We start from the raw sequence: 24,350 nt of genomic DNA, 5'->3' as shown, positions 1-24,350 counted from the left end.
ATAAGCTCCTGCCACTTTGCTGGCAGGAGCTTTTTGGGTTCAGGAAAACTGAATTTATCTTACGTCCAATCTGAAATGAAGGGATCAGGAGAACAAAGGTTCAGTCACCATTTTCATATACTTTTTTAAGTCGTCTTTGGCTTGGGGGGAGTGTTGCCAAACTCCAAGGTTCCAACTCATATAACGAATTCCGAGATATCGGGATGCCGAGGAGAAGTACTTTTCAAATTGATTTTGTGGAATATCGTATCCTTGAGAACTAAGAGCCTCACGATAGATCTCAACTTGTCTCATATGTGCACAGCGCAGAGGGATATCGAAGAACAGGGAGCCATACCTTGATTCCTCCCAATCGATAAAATAAACGTCCTCATTGTTGTGTACCAATACATTGCCGGGATTCAGATCATTATGAATCAGCGTATGCGTATGTTCGTCCTCGATAAGAGTTTCAAGATCATTTACGATGCTATTTGCTACAGCTTCAATCTCCCCAATGAGCGTTGAGTCAAATTCCTCAATGAATGATGGACTTTCTATGGCGTTTTTCCAAGAAGGTCTCCAACGAGTTTCTATCATATCAACGATATGAGATCGATCCACATTAGATATCCAGGGCATTTCTTTTTTTGCCCCCATATTCGTTCCGTGTATGTAAGCCAATGCTCGTAATTCTTTATTCTGAAGCAGATTTATATCCAAATGACTATAATCGGTTTGGTAGTCCACATCCTGGATAGAGATCAGGCTGCGATCCTTGTTATGAGGTTCATTTGTTAAACTATAAGGTACATTTGCTCCTTGTAAAAATAATCTGGACAAGGCAGAGCGTTCAATAAACGTGGCCTTCTTGGTCACGAGAGAAATATCCCTGTTCACTCCATTTATAAGGAATTCAATATAATGTCGAAGCAATTCAACGGCTTGAGATCCTGTACCGACAGGGTTACTTTTGATACTTCGAATGTGAACATCCGAGGATACATATTGATGAATGGTTTGTTTTATTAGTTGTTGTAATGTGATAGACTCCATGCTCATCTGTTATCTCCTTCTTGCCTGTATTTGTTTTTACGAATAAAGAGAACTATAATGGTGGATGCACAAAATTTCAGACTTCTTTGGAGGAACATACGTTATGAGATCTTTTCAGTTTTATAATCCGACCCGGCTGATTTTTGGCAAAGGGCAACTTCAAGCACTACAAACCGAAGTTCCAAAATACGGAAAGCGTATTTTGCTTGTATATGGTGGTGGAAGCATCAAGCGTAGCGGCCTGTACGATCAGGTGATCAGCCAGTTGAATGAGATTGGAGCAGAGGTGACGGAACTGGCTGGTGTAGAACCGAACCCGCGTCTGTCTACGGTTCATAAAGGTGTAGAGTTATGCAGAACACATCACATTGATCTCGTTCTTGCGGTTGGCGGCGGCAGTGTGCTTGACTGTGGTAAAGCCATCGCAGTAGGGGCCAAATACGATGGTGACATGTGGGATGTTGTTGTGCGCGAAGCAACTCCGCAAGGCGGACTTCCACTGGGTACAATTCTGACGATGGCAGCAACAGGTTCCGAGATGAATAACGGTTCAGTGATTACGAATCAGGATACACAGGAGAAATGGGCATGGTTCAGCGAATATTCTTTCCCAGCGTTCTCGATTCTTGATCCGGTGAACACATTTACGGTACCTCTGGATCAGACTGTATACGGCATGGTGGACATGATGTCGCATGTGTTTGAACATTATTTCCATCTGGATACCAATACACCGGTTCAGCTTGGATTCTGTGAGACGATTCTTCGTACCGTCATTGATACAGCCCCTCGCCTGATCAAAGATCCGGAAAACTATGAACTGCGCGAAACCATTCTCTACTGCGGAACAATGGCGCTTAATGATGTTCTGAATATGGGGCTTGCTGGAGACTGGGCATCTCACAATATTGAACATGCTGTGTCGGCCGTGTATGACATTCCTCATGGGGGTGGCCTTGCCATTCTGTTCCCGCACTGGATGAAGCATAATCTGGATGTGGATGTAGATCGATTCAAACGTTTGGCTGTTAATGTATTTGATATCAATCCTAATGGAAAGTCAGACAAACAAGTGGCTGAAGAAGGCATCGAAGCACTGCGTAATTTCTGGACTTCGATCGGTGCCCCTAGCCGTCTGGCTGACTATGACATCGACGACAGTCAGATTGACGCGATGGCTGATAAAGCGATGCGATTCGGCCCGTTCGGATTCTTCCAAAAATTGCAGCGTGAAGATGTCGTGCAAATCTATCAAGCGGCACTGTAATTGGAATTTCACTTATATAGTGAATGTAATAAACAAGGACCTTCCTGTACTTCTGAGGAAAGTCCTTGTTTTTATTTTAACATCATCTATTGTACGTTCAACGGTATATTCCAGATCATATCTTGCGAGCACTTTAAGATTGTTCAACGGCTGCCTCATTGCCACCAGTATACATCCGTTTCAGATACAACTTGCTTGGACGGTGCAAGAGCACGATGAGCAGGGCGAAGAGATGAATCAGGATAAACAGGTTACTTTCATTGGGAATAGCAACAAGTAGCGCCAAACTTAGAAATGTGACGGTGAGCTTGAACTTTCTCTTGGTAATGAATATAACGGCGAGCAGGCTTGGTCCAATCATAAACAACATCCTGCCTACGATTACGCCAGAGGCGTAAGCCAGATCATCTCCTTTGCGTGAGAAAGCAAGATAGGCCTCCATATTCTGGTTAAAATCGATGAGGAACACAATAAAGGACACCATCACGTAGATCAATTTTACACTCAATAAAATGCGCACGACATTTAAAAGTGTGGGTAAAGCTGTTTTTACCATACCACTACTCCTCTTCTACTTCGAACCTATAACCTCAGATTCTCCTGGTTGTCATCTCGCGAAGGAGCTTCCTGCTTCAGATACACCTTGCTGGGCTTGTGGAGCAACAGACAGAGCAACATGAAGATGTGAAACTAGACATGGAAATTCTGAAAGAACACAATGTCAAACAATAGAGCCTGGCTCATGAACGTAATGGTTAGCTTATAGCTTCGTCTTGTGATCCATACGATGGTCAGAACCGGGGGACGATATGTATTACAGACATTAATCGATGTTGATGTCATATTTTGTATTAACCCAAAGTCTACATTTTCCAATCGTCAACACCGATCTTGGACCTACAGATATCCGCTTCCAAAGCAGCTTCAATACCATGGCAGCAGGCAATAAACAACTGATCTCCAGCATGAACCATTCCATCGGCATCCTGAATATAAGTACATCCGAGCTGGAAAAGTCCACTCAGCAAACCTCGACCACTATTGCCGAAACAACGACAACAGCATTTGAGATTTCACGAGCTATGGAGTCCCAGGCGAACGATACCGAAGCCATTGTTGATAAATTCATGAATGTCGGCAACAAGATTGAGAACGTGAATGAGATGTCGCAGTCCGTTATGCTCAAGGCAGATGAAATTACGGATGCATTCAAAAATAATCATGAAGTTATTGATGCGCTCATTGCGGTGAACGGGCAGAACGAGATTGAAGTTGGCAACATCTCCAAAATTACAGTGCAACTCGCTGAAAGCTCCTCGGGCATTCACCAGATTACAGGTACCATTGCCGAGATTGCGAATCAGACGAAATTACTTGCGTTGAATGCTTCCATTGAGGCTGCAAGAGCGGGTGAGCAAGGGCGCGGCTTCGCCGTGGTTGCTTCCGAGATTCGCAAGCTGGCAGAGCAGACGACAGCGCAATCGGAGGATATCAACCGAATTGTCATGCAGACAATTAATCACGTGGAGCAGAATAACCGAAGTGTTCAGGCTATTGAGGAGATTGCGGAACAGCATAAGAGCAGTGTGAGCCAGACCAAGGAGACTTTCAATTTTGTCACAGAGAATATGAATGAGATGATGAGCCAGGTTCAGGCCATTGCCACTGAGATCCAATCCATTGAACGTGATAAGGATGACGTCATTGGAGCTGCACAGAATCTGTCCGCTTCCGGTGAAGAAGTATCCGCGTCTGTGGAAGAAGTCACAGCGACGATGCAGGAGCAGTCCGGTATGACAGAACATTTGGCGGATATGGTGCAGAGAATTGATGGACTGACCAAAGAACTTGCCGAGGAATCATCCCGATTCAAAATAAAGTAGCATAGCGGCCTCCTGCGTAGTGAGAAGCAGTATAGCTATTCTGTGAGACACAGCGTAGAATTTCTTCAGTTTGCACAGTTAAATGAATACGAATGAAACCCGTTTCTCAAAAGAGAACCGGGCTTTTCAAAAATGTGAGCACCTGTAGCCATTTATGGCTACAGGTGCTCTTCTGTGATATGCTACTCTCCTCGAATGGAAGGCGCATACGCCAGCACTTCCATTTCAATTAAATAAGGGCCTAACCCGCTGAATACGGTAATGCGGGCGGGATAGGGCTGCTTAATCATTCGCGCATACACTTCGTTGTATGCGGGCTGATCCTCCACTCGTGCCAGATGAGTCGTTGCCTTCACGATATGATCCAGTGTAAGTCCGGCTTCTTGCAGGATAACCTCGATATTGCGAATGCACTGCTCAGTCTGCTCCTTAATGCCGCCGATAGGCTCAAGGGTCTGTGGATCAACGCCTACCTGACCTGCGACGTAGACCAGATCTCCTGCACGGACAGCGTGGGAGAAAGGAAGTGGGAACTTGGGTGCTGTACTGGCATGTATGATGGTAGACATAGAAGTTATCATTCCTTTCCTAGTGAGGGTGTATATTGGGTGTTAACTGATGCCAGTTCGTAACCTGCTGATAATGATGAGCGATGGACAACAGGCGGTCTTCTCGGATGAGTGGACCGGCAAGTTGCATGCCGATAGGTAATGGCTTCCCTGAGGTGGTATCAAACCCGATGGGGACGGTAATGGAAGGTAGCCCTGTATTGGTAAAAGGTCCGTTGAAAATGGGACTACCGGTCTTATAGCCATAGGGGGCCACATACGGCGTGGATGGGGTCAATAACACATCCACTTCATCGAAAAGCATCATCATCTCGCTGCGGAATATCGTTCGAATGCGCTGTGCCTGCAAATAATCAACAGCACTCGTTTGAAAGCCGAGTTCAAGCTGCTCCCGCATCGTGTGACCGTAGCGATCGGAGGCTTCCGCAAAGCGTTCCTGATGGAAGGCGGCAGCTTCTGCCCGCATAACCGTACGATGAGCAGCAATGGTCTCTTCCATATAAGAAGGCAGATCTACTTTTTTCCATTGCATGCCCAGCTTCTCAAGTACAGCGAGTGCCGACTCTACCGCTAACAAGATTGCCGGTTCATCGGTCTGGAAGAAGTTGCTTGGCAGCCCGATCACCATTCCTGAAACAGGATGCTCAAGAGCGCTTGTTAAGTCTGGCTTGCCGTGAGGCAGTGTGAAGGAGTCCGGCTCATCCTGCCCGGCCATCACTTCCAGAACGATTGCGTTATCTTGTGCGGATCGAGTGAAGGCGCCAATATGATCCAGACTCCAACTGGCTGTGATGACACCGTTACGGCTAACCCTGCCGTAAGTTGGCTTCATACAGGTTAATCCGTTGTAAGCTGCGGGTCTGAGCAGAGATCCAAAGGTCTGAGTTCCGAGAGTGAAGGAGGCCATACCAGCCGCTACAGCAGCGGCGGAGCCTGAACTGGAACCGCCTGGGGTATGTTCTAGATTCCACGGGTTGCGGGTTGGCGGCTCTCCTCCCTGGAACGCATACTCCGTTGTTGTTGTCTTACCTAGGAGGATAGCGCCGGCAGCCTGCAACTTATCAATGACAGTAGCATTTGCCTTGGGTACGAAGTCAGGATAGGTGCTTGATCCAGCCGAGGTCCGTATGCCAGCGGTATGGATAATGTCTTTCGCTCCGTAGGGAATGCCATGCAGAGGGCCGAGATAGTTGCCATTCATTAGCTTACGCTCAGACTCTTTTGCGGCCTGAAAGGCTTGTTCCGCAGTGACTGTAACGAAGGCTTGCACAGCAGGCTCTACATTCTCAATTCGTTTCAAATAGGACTCTGTAAGCTCAACAGGAGATATCGTCTTGTTTTTAATCAATGTTGCGGCTTCCGCAATCGTCAGCTCGTTCAGTGGTTTCGTAATCATCGCAGAGGCACCCTCCTATGCGGAGCATTGGGGCCGACTTCTTCTGGCAGCTTGAAGCTTCGAATCAACTTCAAGTCGGCTGTATATAGGGCAAGCTCCTCGCTGGTAATAACTCCGTTCGCGTATTTCGCACTTTCCGTACGGCGGTGTGTGAGATAGTCGTCCTGTTTCAGAGTAATCAACCTTTCTCTCTCTATTTGGTGAAGCTTGAATCGATAATCTCCTCGTAAGCGACGTCTTCCTTCAGATTGCCAATGAAGCGCTGCATATCGATTGCTGTGTTAAAAGCTGATTCATTGATGAGTCCCTCCGCAGGATATACCTTGCTGTCGATCATGCGTTGTACCGCTTGCTCCACGACGGTTTTGTCCAGATTCGGGAATTCCTTCACGGCAAGTGCTTTTGCGCCTTCAGGATTCGATTGAATGTAGTCCAGGGCTTGCTCGATGGAGGTGACAAAGCGCTGGGTGAGATCAGGATTCTCCTCAATGAAGCTTGCGGTTGTATTCATCGTTGCAAAGGCGAAGTCAGGATAATCCTTCGTGAAATCATGGACGATATGCAGCCCTTCTGCAATGCCTTGATCCAACTGAGGCTCGTAGACGATAGCAATATCGGCTTTGCCGGCTAATACAGCACCAAGCTCGGAGCCATTCTGAACCTCGGTGATCGTCACGTCTTTGACGATATCAATGTTGTTGTCAGCGAAAAGCTTCCGCAGTAAGCTGTTGGAGCTTGTAGGTGCCAAACCTACAACAATGGTTTTACCTTTGAAATCCTCTGTTGAGTCCACCGTTACTCCTTCTCGTGCAACCGCCCAAACAGGAGCACTGCCGGACAGAAGGACCAGTGAGCGAGCATCGCCGCCCCTTGCATTCGCGAATGCGACATGCTCAGGACCGTGGAAGGAGAATGCAGACTCGCCTGAGATGACCGAAGACAATGCTGTTGGTCCACTTCCTGCAGCGCGGATAGAGGATAGCTCAATACGATTCTCCTCTAAGAATCCTTGGTTATTCGCTACATAGAGCGGAAGGTAGAGCAAATTGTGATACACCTCGGACACCATGATTTTATCCACCTTCGCAGTATCTTGCCCCTCATTACTGGATGTACCTCCGCCACTTGCAGGTGTTGCGGCATTGCTTCCGCATGCGCTGAGTAGTGTGGTCAATATCATCGTCATCGTTGCCAGAATAGCTATCTTTTTGAATGTACGCATTAGTCACCAGGCCCCTTTAATGGTTGTAGTTAAGTTAGTCGTTGCGGGTCAGTTTAGACAGATGTGGTTTTGCTGTTGGTCTTGTTGTCGTTCCATGGAAGAAGACGGGATTCAATATAACCGACACAGGTATAGAGGAGCATTGCGACAAGCATTAGCATGAACACGCCGACCCATACGGCCGGAAGGTTAAATAGGTTGCCTTCGACGAATACCATGTGTCCGAGTCCTTTGTCAGAAGAGATGAATTCTCCGCCTACAACAGATACCAGTGCCAGACCGATATTGATCCGGAAAGCTGAGATAATCCATGGCAGAGAGGAAGGAACGATAATTTTGCGGAAAATTTGTGATTTTTTTGCACCGAAGGATTTCATCAGATTAATCTGGGATTCGTCTATCTGATGAGTCGCTTGGTAGGCGGATAATAGCGCTACGATAAACGTTGCGACAGAGGCGAGAGCAATCTTGGAGAAGATGCCTGAACCGAACCAGATAATAATCATGGGGGCAAGGGCAATTTTCGGGATACCGTTCATGGCTACAATGAAGGGATCGAGTACACGGGCAACAGATTTGGAATACCACATGAGCAATCCTGCCAACGAGCCGATTAAGCTTCCTGCTACGAAGCCGATAACAGTGGCATTCACCGTTGCAAAAGCGTCTGTAAGCAGTTGCCCTGAGCTGGCCATCGTGATGGCGGCATCAAGAATGGCGCTTGGTGATCCCATGAGGAATCCGTTAACCAGTTTCAGACGAACGGCGGATTCCCAGATCACCAGGATGACCGCTACAATAATGAACCGCCACAGCATCGTTATGAGCCATTCTTTGGAGAAGGTGGACTGTCTGCGTTTGCTCTTCACAACTCCAGCAGGCTTTCCGGCAAGGGTAATTTCAGGTGATGTGCTCTTCATTAGCTGATCCTCCCCATTTGGATATCAAGCTCTGACCAGATCGATTCAAAATACTGCTTGAACTTCTGGTCGGAGCGGGCTTTCAGTGCTGAGCCATACTGAGAAGCGAGACCAATATCGTAGACCTGTTTCACGGTTGTTGGTCTTTTACTCATAACGGCAATACGGTCGGAGATGGCGATGGCTTCCTCAATGTCATGCGTGATAAGCACGCCTGTCTTGCCCTCGGATTTCAGGATGGACAAGATTTCATCTTCCAGAATGAGTCTGGTCTGATAATCAAGTGCGGAGAAGGGTTCGTCCAGTAATATAATATCGGGCTGGGTAACGAGGGTACGTATTAGGGCTACACGTTGGCGCATACCGCCTGATAGTGTGGAGGGATAGGCTTCTGCGAATGAAGCCAGGCCATAACGATCCAGATAATCCATGGCAATATCGCTGCGATCCTTTTTGGACATGCCCTTCACTTCCAAGCCTAACGTGACATTGTCCAGGATGCTTCTCCAAGGAAGTAACAGGTCCTTCTGCATCATATAACCGACATGCCCGGTGGTCTGATCGATCTCTTCGCCACAGACGATTACCTTGCCATTTGTTGGCTTGAGCAGACCTGCGATAATATTGAAAATCGTACTCTTGCCACAGCCGCTCGGTCCCACGATACTGAAGAACTCCTGTTTCTTGATTTGCATCGAAACCTCAGCCAGGACCTGGATATCTTCTCCGGTTGCACTGACAAATGATTTGGATACGCCTTGTATCTGTATAGCCATGATAGGTAGCCCCTTTCCTTCAGCCTGATGATGGTTTATTTCTTGATGTGAAATGATGTTAATTAATATAACATTGATAAATATATTCCTAATCATATAGACTGATTGACGAATTGTCATTAGTTACTCTGAACATAAAAATAGAATTAAATCAGTTAAAATGCACAATTCAGGTTGGGTTGGGAAAAGAAAAACAAAAGAGCGTGTCATTATACATGACACGCTCTCCGTTCAAGACGTATGATCAGCTTCGCTAAGGGCTGAATTAACATTCAGCAGCGACTCCAGTGCAAAGGCCAGACGGAAGCGCAGACTCTCCATCGGGTTCTTAATGTTCCGGCCGGTCAGTTTCTCGCATTTTTCCAATCTGTAGATGACTGTATTGCGATGTACAAACAATTCTTTCGCTGTATCGACGATCTGGCAGTGATTCTCATAGAAGGAGGACAGAGTTTTCATCAACTCGTTGCGTTCGTTTGGATCTCGGCCTTCGAAGGGTTTAAAGGTTTCCTGGTGGAATTGCAGCATCTCATCGTTGGGAATCATGCGCAACAGACGGCTTATATCCATGGTTTGATAGGAGTGAGCGAAGCGGGTTTTTCGTATCTGATAGCCGGATTGGAGCGCCTTGACTGCTTCTTTATAGGAGAGTCCAATATCCAGTACATTCGTGTAGGGATTGCCTATTCCGAAAGAAAGACTAAGCTGCGACGCCATATACAGATTGCCCGCAATCCACTCAAGCTGCTGAATAACAGTGTGTTCATCCCAAGACGATTCGGCCAAAAAGACGAGTATGCCGAACTGGTCATTCTTCGTGAACATGACAAAAGAAAGATCCAGTTTGGTGAACTCCTGCTTAATCAGCTCGTAATTAGCATCTCGTTCCGAGATGAACCGCTCTTCTCCTGAGGGAGTGAGAATGTGATTAGGTTTGTTCGTTAAAGGTTCATCCATCTTGGCGATGATGAGAACGGAACTTCCTTTTGCCTGCAGCCCGTATTTCTTGCCGCGATGCAGCGCTTCTTGTTCCGAACGAATGAAGCCTTGAATGAGATCGGAGAAATATTCATTTTTGTAACGACGGGAACGCTCTTTGACCGCTTGCTTCTTGGTTAACTCCAGACCGATTACATTGACGGCTTGTTCCAGTGCCAGAGTGGAGAGCTTAGAGCTTGCGGAACTGTCGTATAGTGCGATCAAATAGCCCTCGTGCCGATCCGTGAAGATGGGATGAAACTCGGCATGTCGATATTTCTCAGCGGTAAGCAGACAGATGGAGATTGTGGTATGGAAGGAAGGGTGCTCATCTATAAATGTCAGTAAGGGTGCGGCGAGAGATTGGTCATCCATCTGTTCTGCATAATGGGAGCTGGCTGTAATCTGCTTCTTGGAGCCAAGCAGCAGTACGGGTGAGGATAACAACTGAGACAACGTATCTACGATAGAGGGGATACCTTTTCCTTGCATCACCATCGTGGAAAATTGCTTATGAATAGACAAGGCATAGTGGAGCTCATGGGTTTTGTTCTGTAGGATGGCACTGATCGAATGTTGAAATATTTCACCGAGTGTATTGTCTATCTCAGACAGCTCAATGATCGGGAAGCCCAGCCTGTCCGCTGTCTCGAGCAGTTGCGGAGATAATTCAAGAGAGAAGCGCTGTGTCTTGACAGCAAGCGCCGCACAACCAATCGCATGCATGTCAGTAATGAATCCAAGATGAGCTTCGGGTCGGTCTTTCAGGATATAACCGTTGGTCAGCAGCATATCTCCGGGTTTCAGGAATTGTACAATATCTGGCGCGTCCATAATATTAATCGATTGCACCAAGCGATCGAGGCCACGATGTCCGGCAATAACCTTTGCTTTGGAGAGAATGGGGATAGTCAATAACTGTTGCAGATCCATCTTCAACCCACCGCTTTCGTCATAATATGTTATAAAATCTAACATTAAGTTAGGTGGGCGTAAAGAAGAGTTTGGATAAAGAGGCTAAAGGATAACGAATTTTTAAGCATATTGTACAAAGTGCTGAGGTGGACATGTGTCTTTGCGTAAACTATGACTCTTGTACATAAGCTAAGATTCACAACTGGTTAACTTTGTGAGAAAATGGAAATTAAAAGGCGGTGTAAAAATGCCAGCGACCTGGACATACAGTGCAAACAAAAAGAGACATTCTCCCTTATAAGAAAATAATCTTATACTAGGAGCTGTTCATACTATGAAAATTTCAGACCGACTATTAAGACAGTATTTAGATCATGTTTATTGGATATGTGGAGGCCCTTGCGGCGGAAAAAGCACGATGACAAAGTTACTTTCTTCAAAATGGAATATGAATTATTATTCTTCAGATGACCACACGTTCGATTATCAAAAAAAGGCTAATCCGCAGGATCATCCCGCAATATTACGACATTTTATTGATTGGGAATGGTTCTTTTTAGGACGAGGGAATGATAGAAATCACTGGTTAAATTCCGTGTTTGACGAAAGTGTGGAGTTTATCATCTTGGATTTGTTACAGATGGGGAAAGAGAAGCCAATCGTAGTAGATACTTTTATGGAACCTGCTTATCTAAGGGAGATTGCTGACCCCAACCGAGTTATTTATATGTTTACAGAAGATGACCTCATTCGAGAAGATTATCTGGGTCGAGATCATCTGAGAGGCATGGAGGGTTTGTTTCCTAGTTTATCAGATCCACAACGTGCACGGGACGAAACGTTAAACACGGTGGTTAGAGCATCGAATCATTACCTGCAACAAGCGGAGCAGTATCAATTAAAATGGTTTATGAGAACATCTCAATCCAATAAAGATCAGATGTTAATGGAAGTTGAGAAGCACTTCGGTTTTTCGAGAGACTGAAGGGTTAAATTATATCAGTCGTCGTTACACTTAAGGAATACGGTAAGTCAATAAACCACAGAAAGCAGCCGATTAACCTAATCGGCTGCTTTTGTTTCAGGTAAGAGGCAGGTTAACTCAATGTCATCTTGCGAATTACAAGTGTAACTTTTGACTAATTAATAGCGTTGTTAATAACGAGGAATTTCTTATGAGCTTTAATAATAACTAATAAAAGAATATGAGGGATGAAGTATTGAAGAAAAAGAGACTATTTTATATTGTTGTAACATTAGCCTTAACAACAGTGACCCTAACTGCCTGTGATTCAACAAGTCCAACTCAAGAGAATTTAGATACTCCAAAATCTAGTGTGTTATCAAGCGAGTCCCAAAGTGCAACCCTTTCTAATTCTTTAAGCGAACAAGAGAGCAAACCCTCCCACTTTATTGCTTCTGAAAGCGCGACAGTACAGCAATCCTTTTCGGTAAATCCGGAATTTGTACACATAAAATTGCTTATGAAGAACAATAGTAGCCATGAAGTCAATGTTAGTTTGACGCACTTAGATACTAGTAAAGTGTATTTCGCTAGAACGATTGCTCCCGGGGAATCTTTAGAGTGGATAAATATTAAAGAAGGTTTCACACAGCGAATGAGTACTGGAGGCTACTTGCTTCAATGGAATGGTGGCGGTTATCTCGTTGATGGGGAAGTATGGGGATCATTCGAACGAAGTTGAAAGGTAATACATAAATCAATTAACAATTGCTTGGACACTAATTGACTAAACCATTTCTTATCTGATGAACTAGTAAAAATGCTACAGAAAGTGGGAACAACATCTATGATTCCATTAGTATATGACCAGATTAACCATTGGGGAAAAGACGACGAGTTTTTCCTTGCCTTACTAAATAAATTAAAAGTTGAGTCTATCGTTGACTTAGGCTGCGGAACAGGAAGATGGACGACTCATCTTGTTCAGTACGGTTATAAAATTACAGCTATTGATCCCCATGAAGAAGCAATTGAAGTAGCGAGAATTAAAGATAATGCAGGCAAAGTGAATTGGATTGTAGGAGATAGCTCAAATTTACAAACCAATACCTATGACGCGGTTATTATGACTGCCAATGTGGCACAGGTATTTCTTACTGATGATAGTTGGAAGAAAGTAATCTCAGACGTATTCCGATCCCTAAAAGTTGGCGGTCACTTTATTTTTGATAGTAGAAACCCTCTGGCAAAAGTGTGGGAAGAGTGGGAGAAGGACAGGACTCCGGAATTAGCTAAAGATATGCGAAGTGGAGAACCTCTTGAAATCTCTACAGAATATGAAGGGTTTGAGGGGGATATCTATACTTTTTATGAAACTGTGAAAAATACAAAAACAGACGAAGTCCTAGTTCATGAAAAAATGCAGATCAGATTTCGAAATCAAGAAGAATTGGATGAGTCGCTGAAACAAACAGGGTTTTCGAAAATTGAAACATATGGCGATTGGGATTTTAAACAGGCAAATTCTAAAAGTCGATCCTTTATTATTCATTGTGTAAAATAGAGACATTAAAATGCAATATAATAGCGCTCCTTAAATGTCAGAAAGCAGCTGATCCATGTGATCGGCTGCTTTTTTTCAATTAAAGGGCAGGTTAATTCATATAGAATGCAAAGTTAACTTGACACAAAATGCAAAGTGAACTATGCTAAAAATGCAAAGTAAACATTGCAAGGACGTGATTACATGAAGACAAGAATTGCAGAACTGCGTAAGCAGCATAAACTGTCACAGGAAGAATTGGGACAAATTGTTGGCGTTACCCGGCAAACCATCACTTCTCTAGAAAGGGGAAAGTATACGGCTTCCCTTATTCTTGCTTACAAAATTTCTAATTTTTTTGGACTCGCTATTGAAGATGTTTTTGATTTCAGCGAAGTGGAGGAGATATAAGTGGACAAGTACAAGATTAAAGTAGAAACTCGCAAAAACGCACTGTCACTGGTAGCTGCTGCTACGATATTGATCTATGTAGCACTTATAGTTTACCGAGGTGGACTACCCGATCTGCCTAGTTTTATAAAGGGATTTCATACAGGAGCTTTTATCGGGGTTGAAGTGGTCGTCACTTATTTTCTTGTCAGGTATATAAAGGCCAGCAAAAGTGAAGCCGAGCTGAAAAAGCAGTTTATTGAGGAGAATGACGAGCGGAGTGTTACAATACTCCAGAGTGCAGGCACACTCAGCGTAGCAATTATTCTCATTAGTCTGGGCATAGCCTCCATGATCGCCGGTTTCTTCAATCCCATGATATTCTACACCTTACTAACTTGTTTATTATTTGTTTTAATCGTATTTTTGGCACTATGGATGTATTACGGGAGAAAAATCTAAGGGCAGGTTCATGATAAAATAGAGTATCTTACTAAATTTGGGGGTGGTGACGAGATGGCTGAAATTCTTGACAAAGGTCCTTTTTATCATGGGACACGAGCAGATTTGCAGATTGGAGACTTGCTCACAGCTGGCTTTCGCTCAAATTACAATCCGGATGTTGTGATGAATCACATTTATTTTACAGCTTTGCGTGATGGGGCCGGGTTAGCTGCGGAGTTGGCAAAAGGCGGTGGTGAACCGCGCGTGTATCTCGTTGAGCCGACAGGCGAATGGGAAAATGACCCAAATGTGACGGATAAGAAATTTCCAGGTAATCCGACGCGATCATATCGCAGCAAAGCCCCACTAAAAATTGTTGGCGAAGTGAAAGATTGGGTGCGACAAACGCCTGAACAACTCGCAGTTTGGCATAAACGCTTGGCGAAAATAGATAAAGGCGAGATTCTAAATTAGTCTAACTATTAAATGATCAGTAGACTTCATTGAACTAACGGGAAACGATAGCTAAATAATACAAAAAAAGTAGCTGATCCATGTGATCGGCTACTTTTATTTAACTAACGGGCAGTTCTAGGCACTCTTTTTATTCGTATGGAAGAGACTTGGGATGAAGATTGCCGTTAGAGCAATAGCGGATAATAAAAACGCGGAATGATACCCCTTTAAATTATTTACAATAGTTGGAGGCAATCCGTGTAGGGTAGCTGCGACGACGGTTGCGATAACAGCTGAACCAAAGCTTGAGCACAAGTTCTCTATAATATTAATCCCAACCCCTTGAGGAATTAACGCAAGGGCAGCTTCGGTCGCCGTGAAATGACGGAAGTTCTGAAAGTACAATGGAAGAATTAACATAGGTCCCATGATAGCGGCATTTGTCAAGAATAACCCGATACTGGAGGCTGTGAAGCTTTTATGTGCGAATAAGTTCAATGGCAGCACGGTTTGATTTTTTCTTACGAGATTATATACGAAATAGATGAAGGCTAAAACGAGGCCAATCCCAGCCAAAATAATAGTTTCGCTATTGTTAGATGAAGCATGTTCCACGGCTTTTGTAATTCCATAGATCATTACCGCACTCATTAGTGACAGATCGATAATCCCAAATAAATCGAGTCTACTATCTTTGTTGAAGGGTTCAAAATTGGGCATCTTTTTCATCATTGGCGGGGCAGCAATTAAACCGATGAATACGTTTATAAAGAAAATCCACCGCCAGGATGCCCCTTGAATAATGAATCCCCCAAGAATAGGTCCTAAGATGGGACCAAAGATCATTGGGGTACTGACAATAGCCTTGAACGTTTGATTGAAACAGAAGACATGATGCATTAATTAAAGAAGATGCAATTCAACCAACGGAAGTTTACATTACTGGTAAATGAGCAAAATTATAGCTTGACTCTAAAGGATAATGGTAGGTATTATTTCCATATATTGATGATTAGGAGAATGGCCTAACGCTATTCGCGCTTCCCATCCTGTGTTATGAATGCGCAGGACTTAGGTCTAGCGCGTTTTTTTATTTTTGTTACAAAAGAAATGGAGGAATGTAAATGGCAATCATGACAGATTCAAGAGGTAACATTTTTCTAGAATTTATTCGGATCGAGTACAATAAGGTCATTACAAGCACACTGGATGCTCCACTAACACATGCTCTAATTGTGGTGAAGTGCCAAGGAAAGTATCTATTCATGCATAATAAGTGGAGAAAAAACTGGGAACTTCCAGGGGGGATTATTGAAGCTGGAGAGCAATGTGTAATTAGAGAATTGTATGAGGAAACCAATCAAATTCTGGATACAGCTGAATTCAAAGGGCTAATGAAGTTTAGACTCCAGCCAAGTTTTCATGGACCGGAACGGATAGAGTATGGAGCTCTGTTCATGGGTGAACTGTGCCAACTTGATGATTTTGCTGAAAACGATGAAGCTTCTTCAATAATTCTTTGGGATGGCACATCCGAGATTGGTGATATCGCAGAAATAGATAAGAAGTTAATTGAATTTGTGTGATACAGGATTGCACTAACAGTAAGAGATAGTTCAGGGAAATCAAGGAACGAATTGAGCAACCCTTTCTATACATCATTCGTTAGAGTATGAGAGAGGTGATATGAAGTTAATAAAATGAGTAGTAGCGTCATAATGTTGGTGTTAGCGTTATCCATGATCTTTGCGGGATGTTCACCAAAAGAAAAAAATGAAGATACAATTACTGAACGTATAGTAACATCTGATTTCGTTCTTGAAGTAACAACACCAACTGTTTTAGGTACTGGTGAGAGAATGAAAGTAAAAGGAACTCTGAAATATAGAGGTATGAAACCCGTTGAAGTTTCCCATGGAAAACCTATAATTCGTTTCTCCTTCTCCGGTAGTAACGAGGAGCGTAATTATACGGATGTGGGATATGTAACTGAATTTAAATCAGGTCAAGTGGTTGAGGTTGAAGATGAATTTATGGTAACCAAAAAAGGGAAACAAAATCTCATTGTGGATATGACCGCGGATATCTCTTTAACCACGAATCCAATTGAAATTCTTGTGAAGTAATTTTAGTTACATTGATTTGTCGGGTAGATAATTACGATTAATGGATTTGTTTGTGAATAAACCAAAGCAAAAGAGAGCCAGACGTTTAAGTCAGGCTCTTCTTGGCGATATATTGTGTCTCTGTGTCATTTGAATCCTGGCGCTTTAAGAATATCTTACTTGGTCGATGTAAGAGCACAACTAACAAGGCGAATAGTTGAATAAGTCCAGTTAATAGTCCTTCATTCAGTAGTCCGATAAATAAAGCGATACTCAGGAACGTAACAGTCGATCTGAATTGTCGTTTGGTGATGCAAATGATAGCAAGCAAACTAGGAATGATCAAAAATATGATTCTCCCAGTAATTTCATTAGAGAAATTAATCAAATCATTGCCGTTCACTTGATAACCGGCAAAGGCTTCAGGATTTTGACTGAAAATATAGAGAAATACACTGAAAGAAACAATAAGGTATATAACCTTAATACTCAACAAGATGCGGACTACGTTCAGGATTGTGGGTAACTTCATAAGTTTCAATTTTCCTCCTCGACACTTCTAAACGGATACATTGTCTAACCGTGTTTTTGGTATAACTAGACTTATATCTTTAATTAGGTATTCCATTTTGTGTATCTCCCAAATTCATATGTGGTTATCTAAGTATACGGTTTGCTTGTAATTATTTGTATTAAACTAAAGTCCATATTAATTAATCAAATTTCCACCTCTTTTGTCCTGAAAAATGGTTGGAAATAGATTGGCAGAGGTACAGAGGCACTGCACGAATATGAAATCTTTACGAAAATAATGCCTAATGAACTCATTAAAATTGGATAAAAAACCTCCCGTCCCACGGAGCATCAGGGATTGGGAGGTTTAATTATAATGCTGATTCAACGTTTATCTTACAAACCATCCGGTAGGCTGAGGGGCTACGTCTGCGGTATCTCGTAAATCATGGACTTTGACATTACTCCCATAGATCATGGAATCACTACTCAGTCGGAATGAAGGGAAACTGTGCTCGGATTGCAGACGCAGAGAGGGTTCAAAGTAAATCTGCTGCTGTTTGTTGATTACAAAGGGAAGCGACCCCGCTTCTACGGTAACATCATCGCTATCCGGTTCGTTTAAGATCAGAAGTACCGCAATTCCGTCACAACCGCATCCATCGGTATCATAAAACAATTTGAAATAGCCTGGTCGATCTCCCAGCTTTTCAGTAAGTCTTGCTTCTGCCAGCGGACTGACTTGAATGATCATGACGTTGTTCACACTCCTCTAATCTCCAATGAATTCGCTTACAATTTAATATATGGACCATAAACGCAGATTAGAAGGTGAAATAAAGAAAAGCAAACATGTCCTGTAAAAATATTGACGCTAATGCGCAATGCAACGAACAATTCACGTATGATTGTCATACCAGGAACTTCTATGGGTTCAGTGTGAAATCATTCGCCCGTCAATGAAACCCATTTCATCGGCATTCCTTATCTGGTATGATAAGCAGGGAAAATAGGGAAAATTAGAGAAAAAGGAAGGTTCCGCTATGACACCGATCACCATATACGACATCGCCAAGGAAGCAAATGTATCTGTAGCGACGGTCTCCCGGGTACTGAATGATACGGCACCTGTGCGTGCAAGCACCCGAGAGAAGATTATGTCCATCATCGAAAAACACCAGTTTCAGCCCAATGCGCAGGCGCGCAGTCTGATCAAGAAAGAGACGGGTACCATCGCCATCATCCTGCCGGACATTACAAACCCGTTTTTCCCGGAAGTGTTCTGGGGCGCGGAGAATGAGGCTCGCGGATTGGGGTATACCTTCTTTCTGTGCAATACCGCAGGCGACTACAACAGGGAATCTGAATATTTGTCCATCCTGCGAGAGAAGCGGGTAGACGGGATTATTTTTCTCGGCGGTCGAATCAACATGCAGGTCTGTCCGGATGACATGGCTCAGGAATTGATTGATATGGGCAAACGTATGCCAATCGTGCTGGTCAATGGCAATATTGCCAAAGGCGGGTTCCACCGGGTGTACACGGATGAAGGTGCAGGGGCAGCCCTTGCAGCTGAGCATTTGCTTGAACTGGGGCATCGCGATATCGCCTTTGTTGGCGGCCTGAAAGAGTTGTCCACCACCATGGTCAAGGTCAGAGCTGTGCAGAAGAAACTTCGGGAGCATGGACTCGAAATACCAAAAGAACGGCAACTGCTCGGCAGCTTCTCCATCGACGACGGCAAACGGGAGATGTCCAAATTGCTGGATCGTGACAATCCGCCAACCGCAGTCATCTGCGTCAATGACAATACAGCGATTGGTGCCATCAAGTCGACGATTGAGCATGGGCTCTCGATTCCACAGGATATATCCATTGTGGGTTATGATGATACACCGCTCGCCAGTGCCGTTATACCGGAACTGACAACCGTATCCCAGAACACGTATCAGCTTGGCAAACAGGCTGTGGATGTACTGCATGAGTTGATTAACCAAGGCAAACCGAAGAAGCAGATCATTCTGCAACCGGAGCTGATTGTGCGTCAAAGTACAGGACCTGCTGCAAGATAAAGGGCCTGTAATTAGAAAAGAAAGCGTTGACATTTCCTCGAAGGGTGAAATATAATGAGTGCGTGAATGAAACCCCTTTCATAAAGTGGAACGGGTTTTATGTTTCAGCTTAATGAAACCCATTTCATGAAACGGGTTTCATTGTAGTCATCCATTCATTATATCAAGGGGGCGTAACGTATGAGAAGAAGTCTAAAGGTCATTTCGTTATTGATGCTGGTCATGGTAATGGGTCTGACAGCCTGTAGCAGCGGGAGTAAAAACGGTTCTTCCGGCGAGTCCGGTGGCAAGGTTGATTTGAGCATGACGATCTGGGGCTCGGAGGATGAGAAGAAAATTTATCAGGAGCGACTCGACATCGTGAAGCAGACGTATCCCGATATTAATGTGAAACTCAACGTGGTTGCAGGAGATTATGACCAGAAGGTACAGACCATGATCGCCGGAGGAACAGCACCGGACATCATGATGATTGCCGAGAACTATCAGGCCTACGCCTCCAAGAATCAGATTATACCGCTGGATGACATGATTAAGGCGAACAATGTGAACATGTCTGAGCGTTATTCCGATGATATTGCAAACCTGATGAAGTATGATGGCAAGCAATTTGGTTTGCCGGATCGGGCAGGCGCAATGGTCCTCTTTTATAACAAAGATCTGTTTGATAAAGCCGGGGTGGAATACCCAACCAAAGATTGGACGCAGGACGATCTGATGGCGGCTGCTCAGAAGCTGACGGTGAAGGAGAACGGCAAAACGACTCAATGGGGCTACTACCCAGGCAGCTGGTGGCCGCAATGGATGCAACTGATCTACCAGAACGGTGGCTCATTGTTCGATGAGAGTGGCAAACCAACTTTCGATACGGAGCCTGTGCGTAAAGCATTACAATTCATGAATGATCTGACCTTCACCCACGGTGCAGGACCAACGCCAACTGAGATTGCCGACATGGGGAATATCGGAGCCGATCCGCTGTTTGCACAAGGCAAGATCGCCATGGAAACAACCGGTTTCTGGAACATTGGTTCGCTTGCTAAGGTCGAAGGCATCAACTGGGATATTTCTCCGGTATGGGGCGAAACAAACGCATTCTTCAACGGGTTAACGATTACCAACGCATCCAAACACAAGGAAGAGGCATTCAAAGTGATTGAAGCCATGACGACACCAGAAGCACAGATGCCAATGGTCAAAGCCGGTCAGGATGCTCCTGCAACCAAAGCGGGTCTGTCCAGTGATGAATTCCTCAATGCTGAATATGGTGGCAAAAAAATTAACATGGCTGCGTTCAGTGAATCGACGATCTATGCAGAACCATTCAACCCGCAATGGAACGAAATGATGAAGCTCATTAACGATAAGCTGGGTGTGTACTTCAATAACAAAGCATCGCTTGATGATACCGTAACCGAAATTCAGAGTGGACTGGAAAGACTCTACAAATAGAGGATTTTCTGAACATGCACAAATAGCAGCGACAGCAGGACAGGTGGAATCGGCGTGAATGCGGATTCCATCTGCTCTCTGCGTCATGGGAGGGCTTAACGTGAGAAAAAAGGACGGGAAATGGTTCTACATCTTCATCTCGCCTTGGCTGATCGGGTTTCTGGGGCTGACTCTGGGTCCGATCCTGTTTTCCATCTATATGAGTTTCACGAATTGGGATCTGTTCCAGTCCCCTGAGTTCATCGGTATCGACAATTACAAAACGTTACTGACCGATGATCCGATCTTCTGGAAATCCGTCGGCAATACATTCTTCTATGCGCTGATATCCATTCCGCTGGGCATGTCGATCTCGCTCTGGATTGCATATTACCTGAACAAGAAGATCAAAGGTATCACCTTCTTCCGTATTCTGTTCTATCTGCCGTCGGTTGTTCCGGTGGTTGCGAGTTCATTGCTCTTCATCCACTTGCTTGCACCGACTGAAGGATTGATCAATCAGGCACTTGCGATCTTCGGTATTCAGGGTCCTGCCTGGCTTCTTGATCCCAACTGGGTTAAGCCTGCATTGATTCTCATGTCCTTATGGGGTGTGGGTGGTGGCGTGGTATTGCTGCTTGCAGGGATGAAAGGCATTCCACAGGAGCTGTACGAGGCCGCTGCCATCGATGGGGCGAAAAGTACACAATCGTTCTTCCATATTACATTCCCAATGCTGACTCCCGTCATTTTCTTCAATCTCGTGACTGGCATGATTGGAGCGCTCCAGACCTTCGCGCAGGTATTCATTGTTACTGCCGGGGGACCTGACAATTCAAGTCAGATGGTTGTTCCCTACTTATTCCAGAATGCGTTCCAATTCTACAAAATGGGATATGCATCGGCGATTGCCTGGGTACTATTCATCATCATCATGGCGTTGACACTCGTTGTATTCCGTTCATCGGCGCTATGGGTGCACTACGAGGAGGGAAAAGCCAATGAGTAATCCATCGACTGTGGAGAAGACGATATCCTATATTTTTCTGATTCTGGTCGGGGTGCTGCTTGCTTCGCCTTTCCTGTACATGATCTCCATTGCACTGGCAAGTGACGCAACAACCGTCAAATCAGCTTTTACCTTCGTTCCAATGGAGTTCCAATGGTCGAACTTTTATACGATTTTTACGAATAACAATCTTGGCACGTATCTCAAAAACTCGGTCATCATTACCGTCTTTACGATTGTCGGATCGGTATTATCAGCTTCGATCGTATCCTACGGCTTTGCCCGAATCAAGGCAAAAGGCAGCCGTTTCCTGTTTATCGTGTTGCTCAGTACGATGATGATTCCGGGTGAGGTGACGATGGTACCGCAGTTCATCATCTTCCGTCACCTGGACTGGATTAATACATTTTACCCGCTGATTGTACCGAGTTTCTTCGCCGGAGCGTTCAACGTGTTTCTGATTCGCCAGTTCGTCATGAGTATTCCAAAATCACTGGATGAAGCCGCCATGATCGATGGTATGGGGCACCCGGGAATCTACTGGAAGATCATCATGCCACTGACTTATCCGATACTCGCGGCCATTGCGATCTTCTCATTCTCCTATAACTGGGGGAACTTCATGGGGCCGCTCATCTATATCAATGATCCGGAGAAAATGCCGCTGGCACTTGGGGTGCAGCTGTTGACTACGGTAGGTGGCGGGCAAATGCCGCCATGGAACCTTGTTATGATTGCTTCCCTGTTCCTCACCATTCCGATGGTGCTGGTATATCTGTTCGGACAGCGTTATGTCTATGAAGCCAACATTAGCGGTGGAAGCAGCGGAATCAAGTAACTGAGGTGTCTGTAGTAGTTGTATGTACTGCACCTGATGTTCAGGGTCAACGGAATAATCAACGTACATGGAGAAGGGATTGTATAGCCCATGGCGCATGAAGAACAACGCAGCAGGAGCAAACGGAACTATATCCTCATGGGTGTAGCCCTGATTGTCCTGCTGGCAGGAGGAGGAATTGTTATCAATCATTATGCCAATGAATCATCCAAATCACTTGAGTTCCAAGGGGAGCCGGTACGTCTGAAGCTGGACCAGTCCTATGATCATTTTGAAGGCTGGGGCACGTCACTTGCCTGGTGGGCCAACAATCTTGGCGGTTGGAAGGATCAGGAAAAGGTTAGTGAAGTGATGGATCTGGTCTTTGACCCGGAGAAAGGGTTAGGTCTGAACATCGTTCGTTACAATATCGGCGGTGAGGAAAATCCGGAGATGAAAGCTCTTCGCCCTGGCGGTGATGTACCTGGCTTCCAACCTGAGCCTGGAGAGTGGGACTGGGAGGCTGATGCAGGTCAGCGGGCTGTATTACAAGGCTCGATGGAGCGTGGCGTGAACATTGCCGAAGCATTCTCCAATTCACCACCTTACTGGATGACAATCAGTGGATCCGTTACCGGAGCCGTGGATGGCAGCAATAACCTGCGTGACGACCAGTATGATGCGTTTGCCGATTATCTGACCGAAGTTGTGAAGCATTATCGGGATGAGTGGGGGATCACCTTCCGCACACTGAATCCGCTCAATGAACCTTCCTCCGACTGGTGGAAGAAGGGCAATATGCAGGAAGGCAGTCATTTTACGAATGAGAAACAGGCCGAGATTATCAAGAAAGTTGCTGCTTCGTTGAAGAGCAAAGGACTGGATGGAACCGTCATTAGTGCCGCGGACGATAACAGCATTGATGAGACGGTGTTTAATTTCAACCTCTATGATCAGGACACGCTGGACGTAATCCAGCAGATCAATACCCACTCCTATAATGGTAGCAAAATGGAAGAGCTGCGCACGCTGGCAGAGCGCCATGGCAAGAAGCTGTGGATGTCCGAGTACGGAACCGGCGGCAGCGAGCCGCACAGTCATGAGGATATGACCTCGGTGCAGGAGCTGGCAGAGCGGATCATGTTTGATCTGAAAATCATGCAGCCATCCGCATGGGTATACTGGCAGGCCGTTGAAGATGAAGGTGCCAATAATAACTGGGGCTTCATTCACGCCAATTTTAACGGAGAAGAGCAGTATGAGATGACCAAACAGTATTATGGCATGGCTCAGTTCACAAAGTTCATTCGTCCAGGCGCGACGATTATTCCAACGGATGGTGGACGCACGCTGGCTGCCTATGACGCGGAACATCAGAGATTGGTGCTGGTGATTCGTAACGAATTGTCAGCGGGTACAACAGCGTTTGAACTGGAAGGGTATACGTATGGAAAATCATCCGCCGCGCAGGTGTATCAAACTTCACCGGATCGGAACATGGAACAACTTGAAGACATACCGGTGTACGCTAACGGACTGGAAGTGCCTACGGCCGACAATTCCATCACAACCGTTGTACTGGACGGCGTAACGTTGCAGTCAAAGTGATAACAGTGATCTGAAAGTTGTTCTGTTATTGTAGTCT

26 protein-coding genes and 1 pseudogene are annotated in these 24,350 nt (G+C 44.9%); 15 read left to right on the top strand and 12 right to left on the bottom strand.

Going from position 1 to position 24,350, the window contains the following annotated elements:
- Positions 1 to 84 precede the first annotated feature (84 nt).
- Positions 85 to 1,041: a phosphotransferase family protein gene (locus J2X75_RS14460; RefSeq protein WP_310337382.1), complete on the bottom strand. Its 957-nt coding sequence runs from the start codon at positions 1,039 to 1,041 to the stop codon at positions 85 to 87.
- 97 nt (positions 1,042 to 1,138) lie between these two features.
- Here J2X75_RS14460 and J2X75_RS14455 point away from each other — a divergent pair, with 97 nt between their 5' ends.
- Positions 1,139 to 2,302, top strand: a complete 1,164-nt coding sequence (locus tag J2X75_RS14455; protein ID WP_105599980.1) for an iron-containing alcohol dehydrogenase — start codon at positions 1,139 to 1,141, stop codon at positions 2,300 to 2,302.
- A 133-nt stretch (positions 2,303 to 2,435) separates the two neighbouring features.
- On the opposite strand, the gene J2X75_RS14450 is transcribed toward J2X75_RS14455, so the two are convergent.
- On the bottom strand, positions 2,436 to 2,858 hold the full coding sequence (locus tag J2X75_RS14450; RefSeq protein ID WP_310337381.1) for a hypothetical protein: 423 nt from the start codon (positions 2,856 to 2,858) through the stop codon (positions 2,436 to 2,438).
- A gap of 376 nt (positions 2,859 to 3,234) precedes the next feature.
- On the opposite strand from J2X75_RS14450, the gene J2X75_RS14445 reads away from it, so the two are divergent.
- The gene (locus J2X75_RS14445; protein WP_310337380.1) at positions 3,235 to 4,185 is read left to right on the top strand and encodes a methyl-accepting chemotaxis protein; all 951 of its coding nucleotides are present in this window, start codon (positions 3,235 to 3,237) and stop codon (positions 4,183 to 4,185) included.
- Positions 4,186 to 4,367: 182 nt separating this feature from the next.
- Here the strand turns inward: J2X75_RS14445 and J2X75_RS14440 are convergent, their stop codons facing one another.
- The 7 genes from J2X75_RS14440 to J2X75_RS14410 all read right to left on the bottom strand — a co-directional run bounded on the left by J2X75_RS14440 (position 4,368) and on the right by J2X75_RS14410 (position 10,979).
- Entirely contained in the window at positions 4,368 to 4,754 is a 387-nt protein-coding gene (locus J2X75_RS14440; RefSeq protein WP_310337379.1) for a RidA family protein, read from the bottom strand.
- 19 nt (positions 4,755 to 4,773) lie between these two features.
- A complete protein-coding gene (locus tag J2X75_RS14435) occupies positions 4,774 to 6,150 on the bottom strand; it encodes an amidase (RefSeq protein ID WP_310337378.1) in 1,377 nt (458 codons plus the stop codon).
- Positions 6,147 to 6,332 carry a hypothetical protein gene (locus J2X75_RS14430; protein ID WP_310337377.1) on the bottom strand — a complete coding sequence of 62 codons (186 nt, stop codon included), beginning with the start codon at positions 6,330 to 6,332 and terminating at the stop codon, positions 6,147 to 6,149. The genes J2X75_RS14435 and J2X75_RS14430 overlap by 4 nt, the downstream gene beginning before the upstream one ends.
- Before the next feature lie 11 nt (positions 6,333 to 6,343).
- Positions 6,344 to 7,372 carry an ABC transporter substrate-binding protein gene (locus J2X75_RS14425; protein WP_310337375.1) on the bottom strand — a complete coding sequence of 343 codons (1,029 nt, stop codon included), beginning with the start codon at positions 7,370 to 7,372 and terminating at the stop codon, positions 6,344 to 6,346.
- A gap of 53 nt (positions 7,373 to 7,425) precedes the next feature.
- Positions 7,426 to 8,292: an ABC transporter permease gene (locus J2X75_RS14420; protein ID WP_310337373.1), complete on the bottom strand. Its 867-nt coding sequence runs from the start codon at positions 8,290 to 8,292 to the stop codon at positions 7,426 to 7,428.
- A complete protein-coding gene (locus tag J2X75_RS14415) occupies positions 8,292 to 9,068 on the bottom strand; it encodes an ABC transporter ATP-binding protein (protein WP_124115811.1) in 777 nt (258 codons plus the stop codon). Before J2X75_RS14415 ends, J2X75_RS14420 begins: the two co-directional genes overlap by 1 nt.
- 231 nt (positions 9,069 to 9,299) lie before the next feature.
- The gene (locus tag J2X75_RS14410) at positions 9,300 to 10,979 is read right to left on the bottom strand and encodes a PucR family transcriptional regulator (protein WP_310337371.1); all 1,680 of its coding nucleotides are present in this window, start codon (positions 10,977 to 10,979) and stop codon (positions 9,300 to 9,302) included.
- Between the two features lie 316 nt (positions 10,980 to 11,295).
- Between J2X75_RS14410 and J2X75_RS14405 the strand changes: the two genes are divergently transcribed.
- The 6 genes from J2X75_RS14405 (at position 11,296) to arr (ending at position 14,776) form a co-directional block, all read left to right on the top strand.
- Complete coding sequence (locus J2X75_RS14405) at positions 11,296 to 11,946, top strand: hypothetical protein (protein WP_310337369.1); 651 nt, start codon at positions 11,296 to 11,298, stop codon at positions 11,944 to 11,946.
- A gap of 235 nt (positions 11,947 to 12,181) precedes the next feature.
- The gene (locus J2X75_RS14400; protein WP_310337368.1) at positions 12,182 to 12,667 is read left to right on the top strand and encodes a hypothetical protein; all 486 of its coding nucleotides are present in this window, start codon (positions 12,182 to 12,184) and stop codon (positions 12,665 to 12,667) included.
- A 105-nt stretch (positions 12,668 to 12,772) separates the two neighbouring features.
- A complete protein-coding gene (locus tag J2X75_RS14395) occupies positions 12,773 to 13,489 on the top strand; it encodes a class I SAM-dependent methyltransferase (RefSeq protein WP_310337366.1) in 717 nt (238 codons plus the stop codon).
- A gap of 183 nt (positions 13,490 to 13,672) precedes the next feature.
- A complete protein-coding gene (locus tag J2X75_RS14390; protein WP_124115817.1) occupies positions 13,673 to 13,879 on the top strand; it encodes a helix-turn-helix transcriptional regulator in 207 nt (68 codons plus the stop codon).
- On the top strand, positions 13,880 to 14,320 hold the full coding sequence (locus J2X75_RS14385) for a DUF2178 domain-containing protein (RefSeq protein ID WP_310337364.1): 441 nt from the start codon (positions 13,880 to 13,882) through the stop codon (positions 14,318 to 14,320).
- A 54-nt stretch (positions 14,321 to 14,374) separates the two neighbouring features.
- On the top strand, positions 14,375 to 14,776 hold the full coding sequence (arr, locus tag J2X75_RS14380) for an NAD(+)--rifampin ADP-ribosyltransferase (RefSeq protein ID WP_310337362.1): 402 nt from the start codon (positions 14,375 to 14,377) through the stop codon (positions 14,774 to 14,776).
- 117 nt (positions 14,777 to 14,893) lie between these two features.
- Here the strand turns inward: arr and J2X75_RS14375 are convergent.
- Positions 14,894 to 15,622 (bottom strand): annotated as a pseudogene (locus J2X75_RS14375) (MFS transporter); the annotation flags it as partial.
- A 260-nt stretch (positions 15,623 to 15,882) separates the two neighbouring features.
- Here J2X75_RS14375 and J2X75_RS14370 point away from each other — a divergent pair.
- Both J2X75_RS14370 and J2X75_RS14365 read left to right on the top strand, forming a co-directional pair.
- Positions 15,883 to 16,344 (top strand): NUDIX domain-containing protein, encoded by a 462-nt coding sequence (locus tag J2X75_RS14370; protein WP_310337360.1) that lies wholly within the window; start codon positions 15,883 to 15,885, stop codon positions 16,342 to 16,344.
- Between the two features lie 114 nt (positions 16,345 to 16,458).
- Entirely contained in the window at positions 16,459 to 16,884 is a 426-nt protein-coding gene (locus tag J2X75_RS14365; protein ID WP_310337358.1) for a hypothetical protein, read from the top strand.
- An 85-nt stretch (positions 16,885 to 16,969) separates the two neighbouring features.
- On the opposite strand, the gene J2X75_RS14360 is transcribed toward J2X75_RS14365, so the two are convergent.
- Together J2X75_RS14360 and J2X75_RS14355 are read right to left on the bottom strand one after the other, a co-directional pair.
- Complete coding sequence (locus J2X75_RS14360; RefSeq protein WP_310337356.1) at positions 16,970 to 17,209, bottom strand: hypothetical protein; 240 nt, start codon at positions 17,207 to 17,209, stop codon at positions 16,970 to 16,972.
- Positions 17,210 to 17,767: 558 nt separating this feature from the next.
- Positions 17,768 to 18,142, bottom strand: coding sequence for an iron-sulfur cluster biosynthesis family protein (locus J2X75_RS14355; protein WP_237177085.1), 375 nt, complete (start codon positions 18,140 to 18,142; stop codon positions 17,768 to 17,770).
- A 277-nt stretch (positions 18,143 to 18,419) separates the two neighbouring features.
- Here J2X75_RS14355 and J2X75_RS14350 point away from each other — a divergent pair, with 277 nt between their 5' ends.
- From J2X75_RS14350 to J2X75_RS14330, 5 genes are all read left to right on the top strand, one after another.
- Positions 18,420 to 19,448: a LacI family DNA-binding transcriptional regulator gene (locus J2X75_RS14350; protein WP_105599944.1), complete on the top strand. Its 1,029-nt coding sequence runs from the start codon at positions 18,420 to 18,422 to the stop codon at positions 19,446 to 19,448.
- Positions 19,449 to 19,628: 180 nt separating this feature from the next.
- Complete coding sequence (locus tag J2X75_RS14345; RefSeq protein ID WP_091013486.1) at positions 19,629 to 20,900, top strand: ABC transporter substrate-binding protein; 1,272 nt, start codon at positions 19,629 to 19,631, stop codon at positions 20,898 to 20,900.
- Positions 20,901 to 21,000: 100 nt separating this feature from the next.
- Positions 21,001 to 21,888, top strand: a complete 888-nt coding sequence (locus tag J2X75_RS14340; RefSeq protein WP_036668619.1) for a carbohydrate ABC transporter permease — start codon at positions 21,001 to 21,003, stop codon at positions 21,886 to 21,888.
- Positions 21,881 to 22,726, top strand: coding sequence for a carbohydrate ABC transporter permease (locus J2X75_RS14335; protein ID WP_017687022.1), 846 nt, complete (start codon positions 21,881 to 21,883; stop codon positions 22,724 to 22,726). The genes J2X75_RS14340 and J2X75_RS14335 overlap by 8 nt, the downstream gene beginning before the upstream one ends.
- A gap of 90 nt (positions 22,727 to 22,816) precedes the next feature.
- Positions 22,817 to 24,313 carry a glycoside hydrolase family 30 protein gene (locus J2X75_RS14330; protein ID WP_310337351.1) on the top strand — a complete coding sequence of 499 codons (1,497 nt, stop codon included), beginning with the start codon at positions 22,817 to 22,819 and terminating at the stop codon, positions 24,311 to 24,313.
- Positions 24,314 to 24,350: the final 37 nt, after the last annotated feature.

Source organism: Paenibacillus sp. 2003 (assembly GCF_031455635.1).
GTDB classification, from domain to species: Bacteria; Bacillota; Bacilli; order Paenibacillales; family Paenibacillaceae; genus Paenibacillus; species Paenibacillus amylolyticus_B.
Note: the sequence above shows the minus strand (reverse complement) of the source record. Positions and strands in the feature narration are given on the sequence as shown.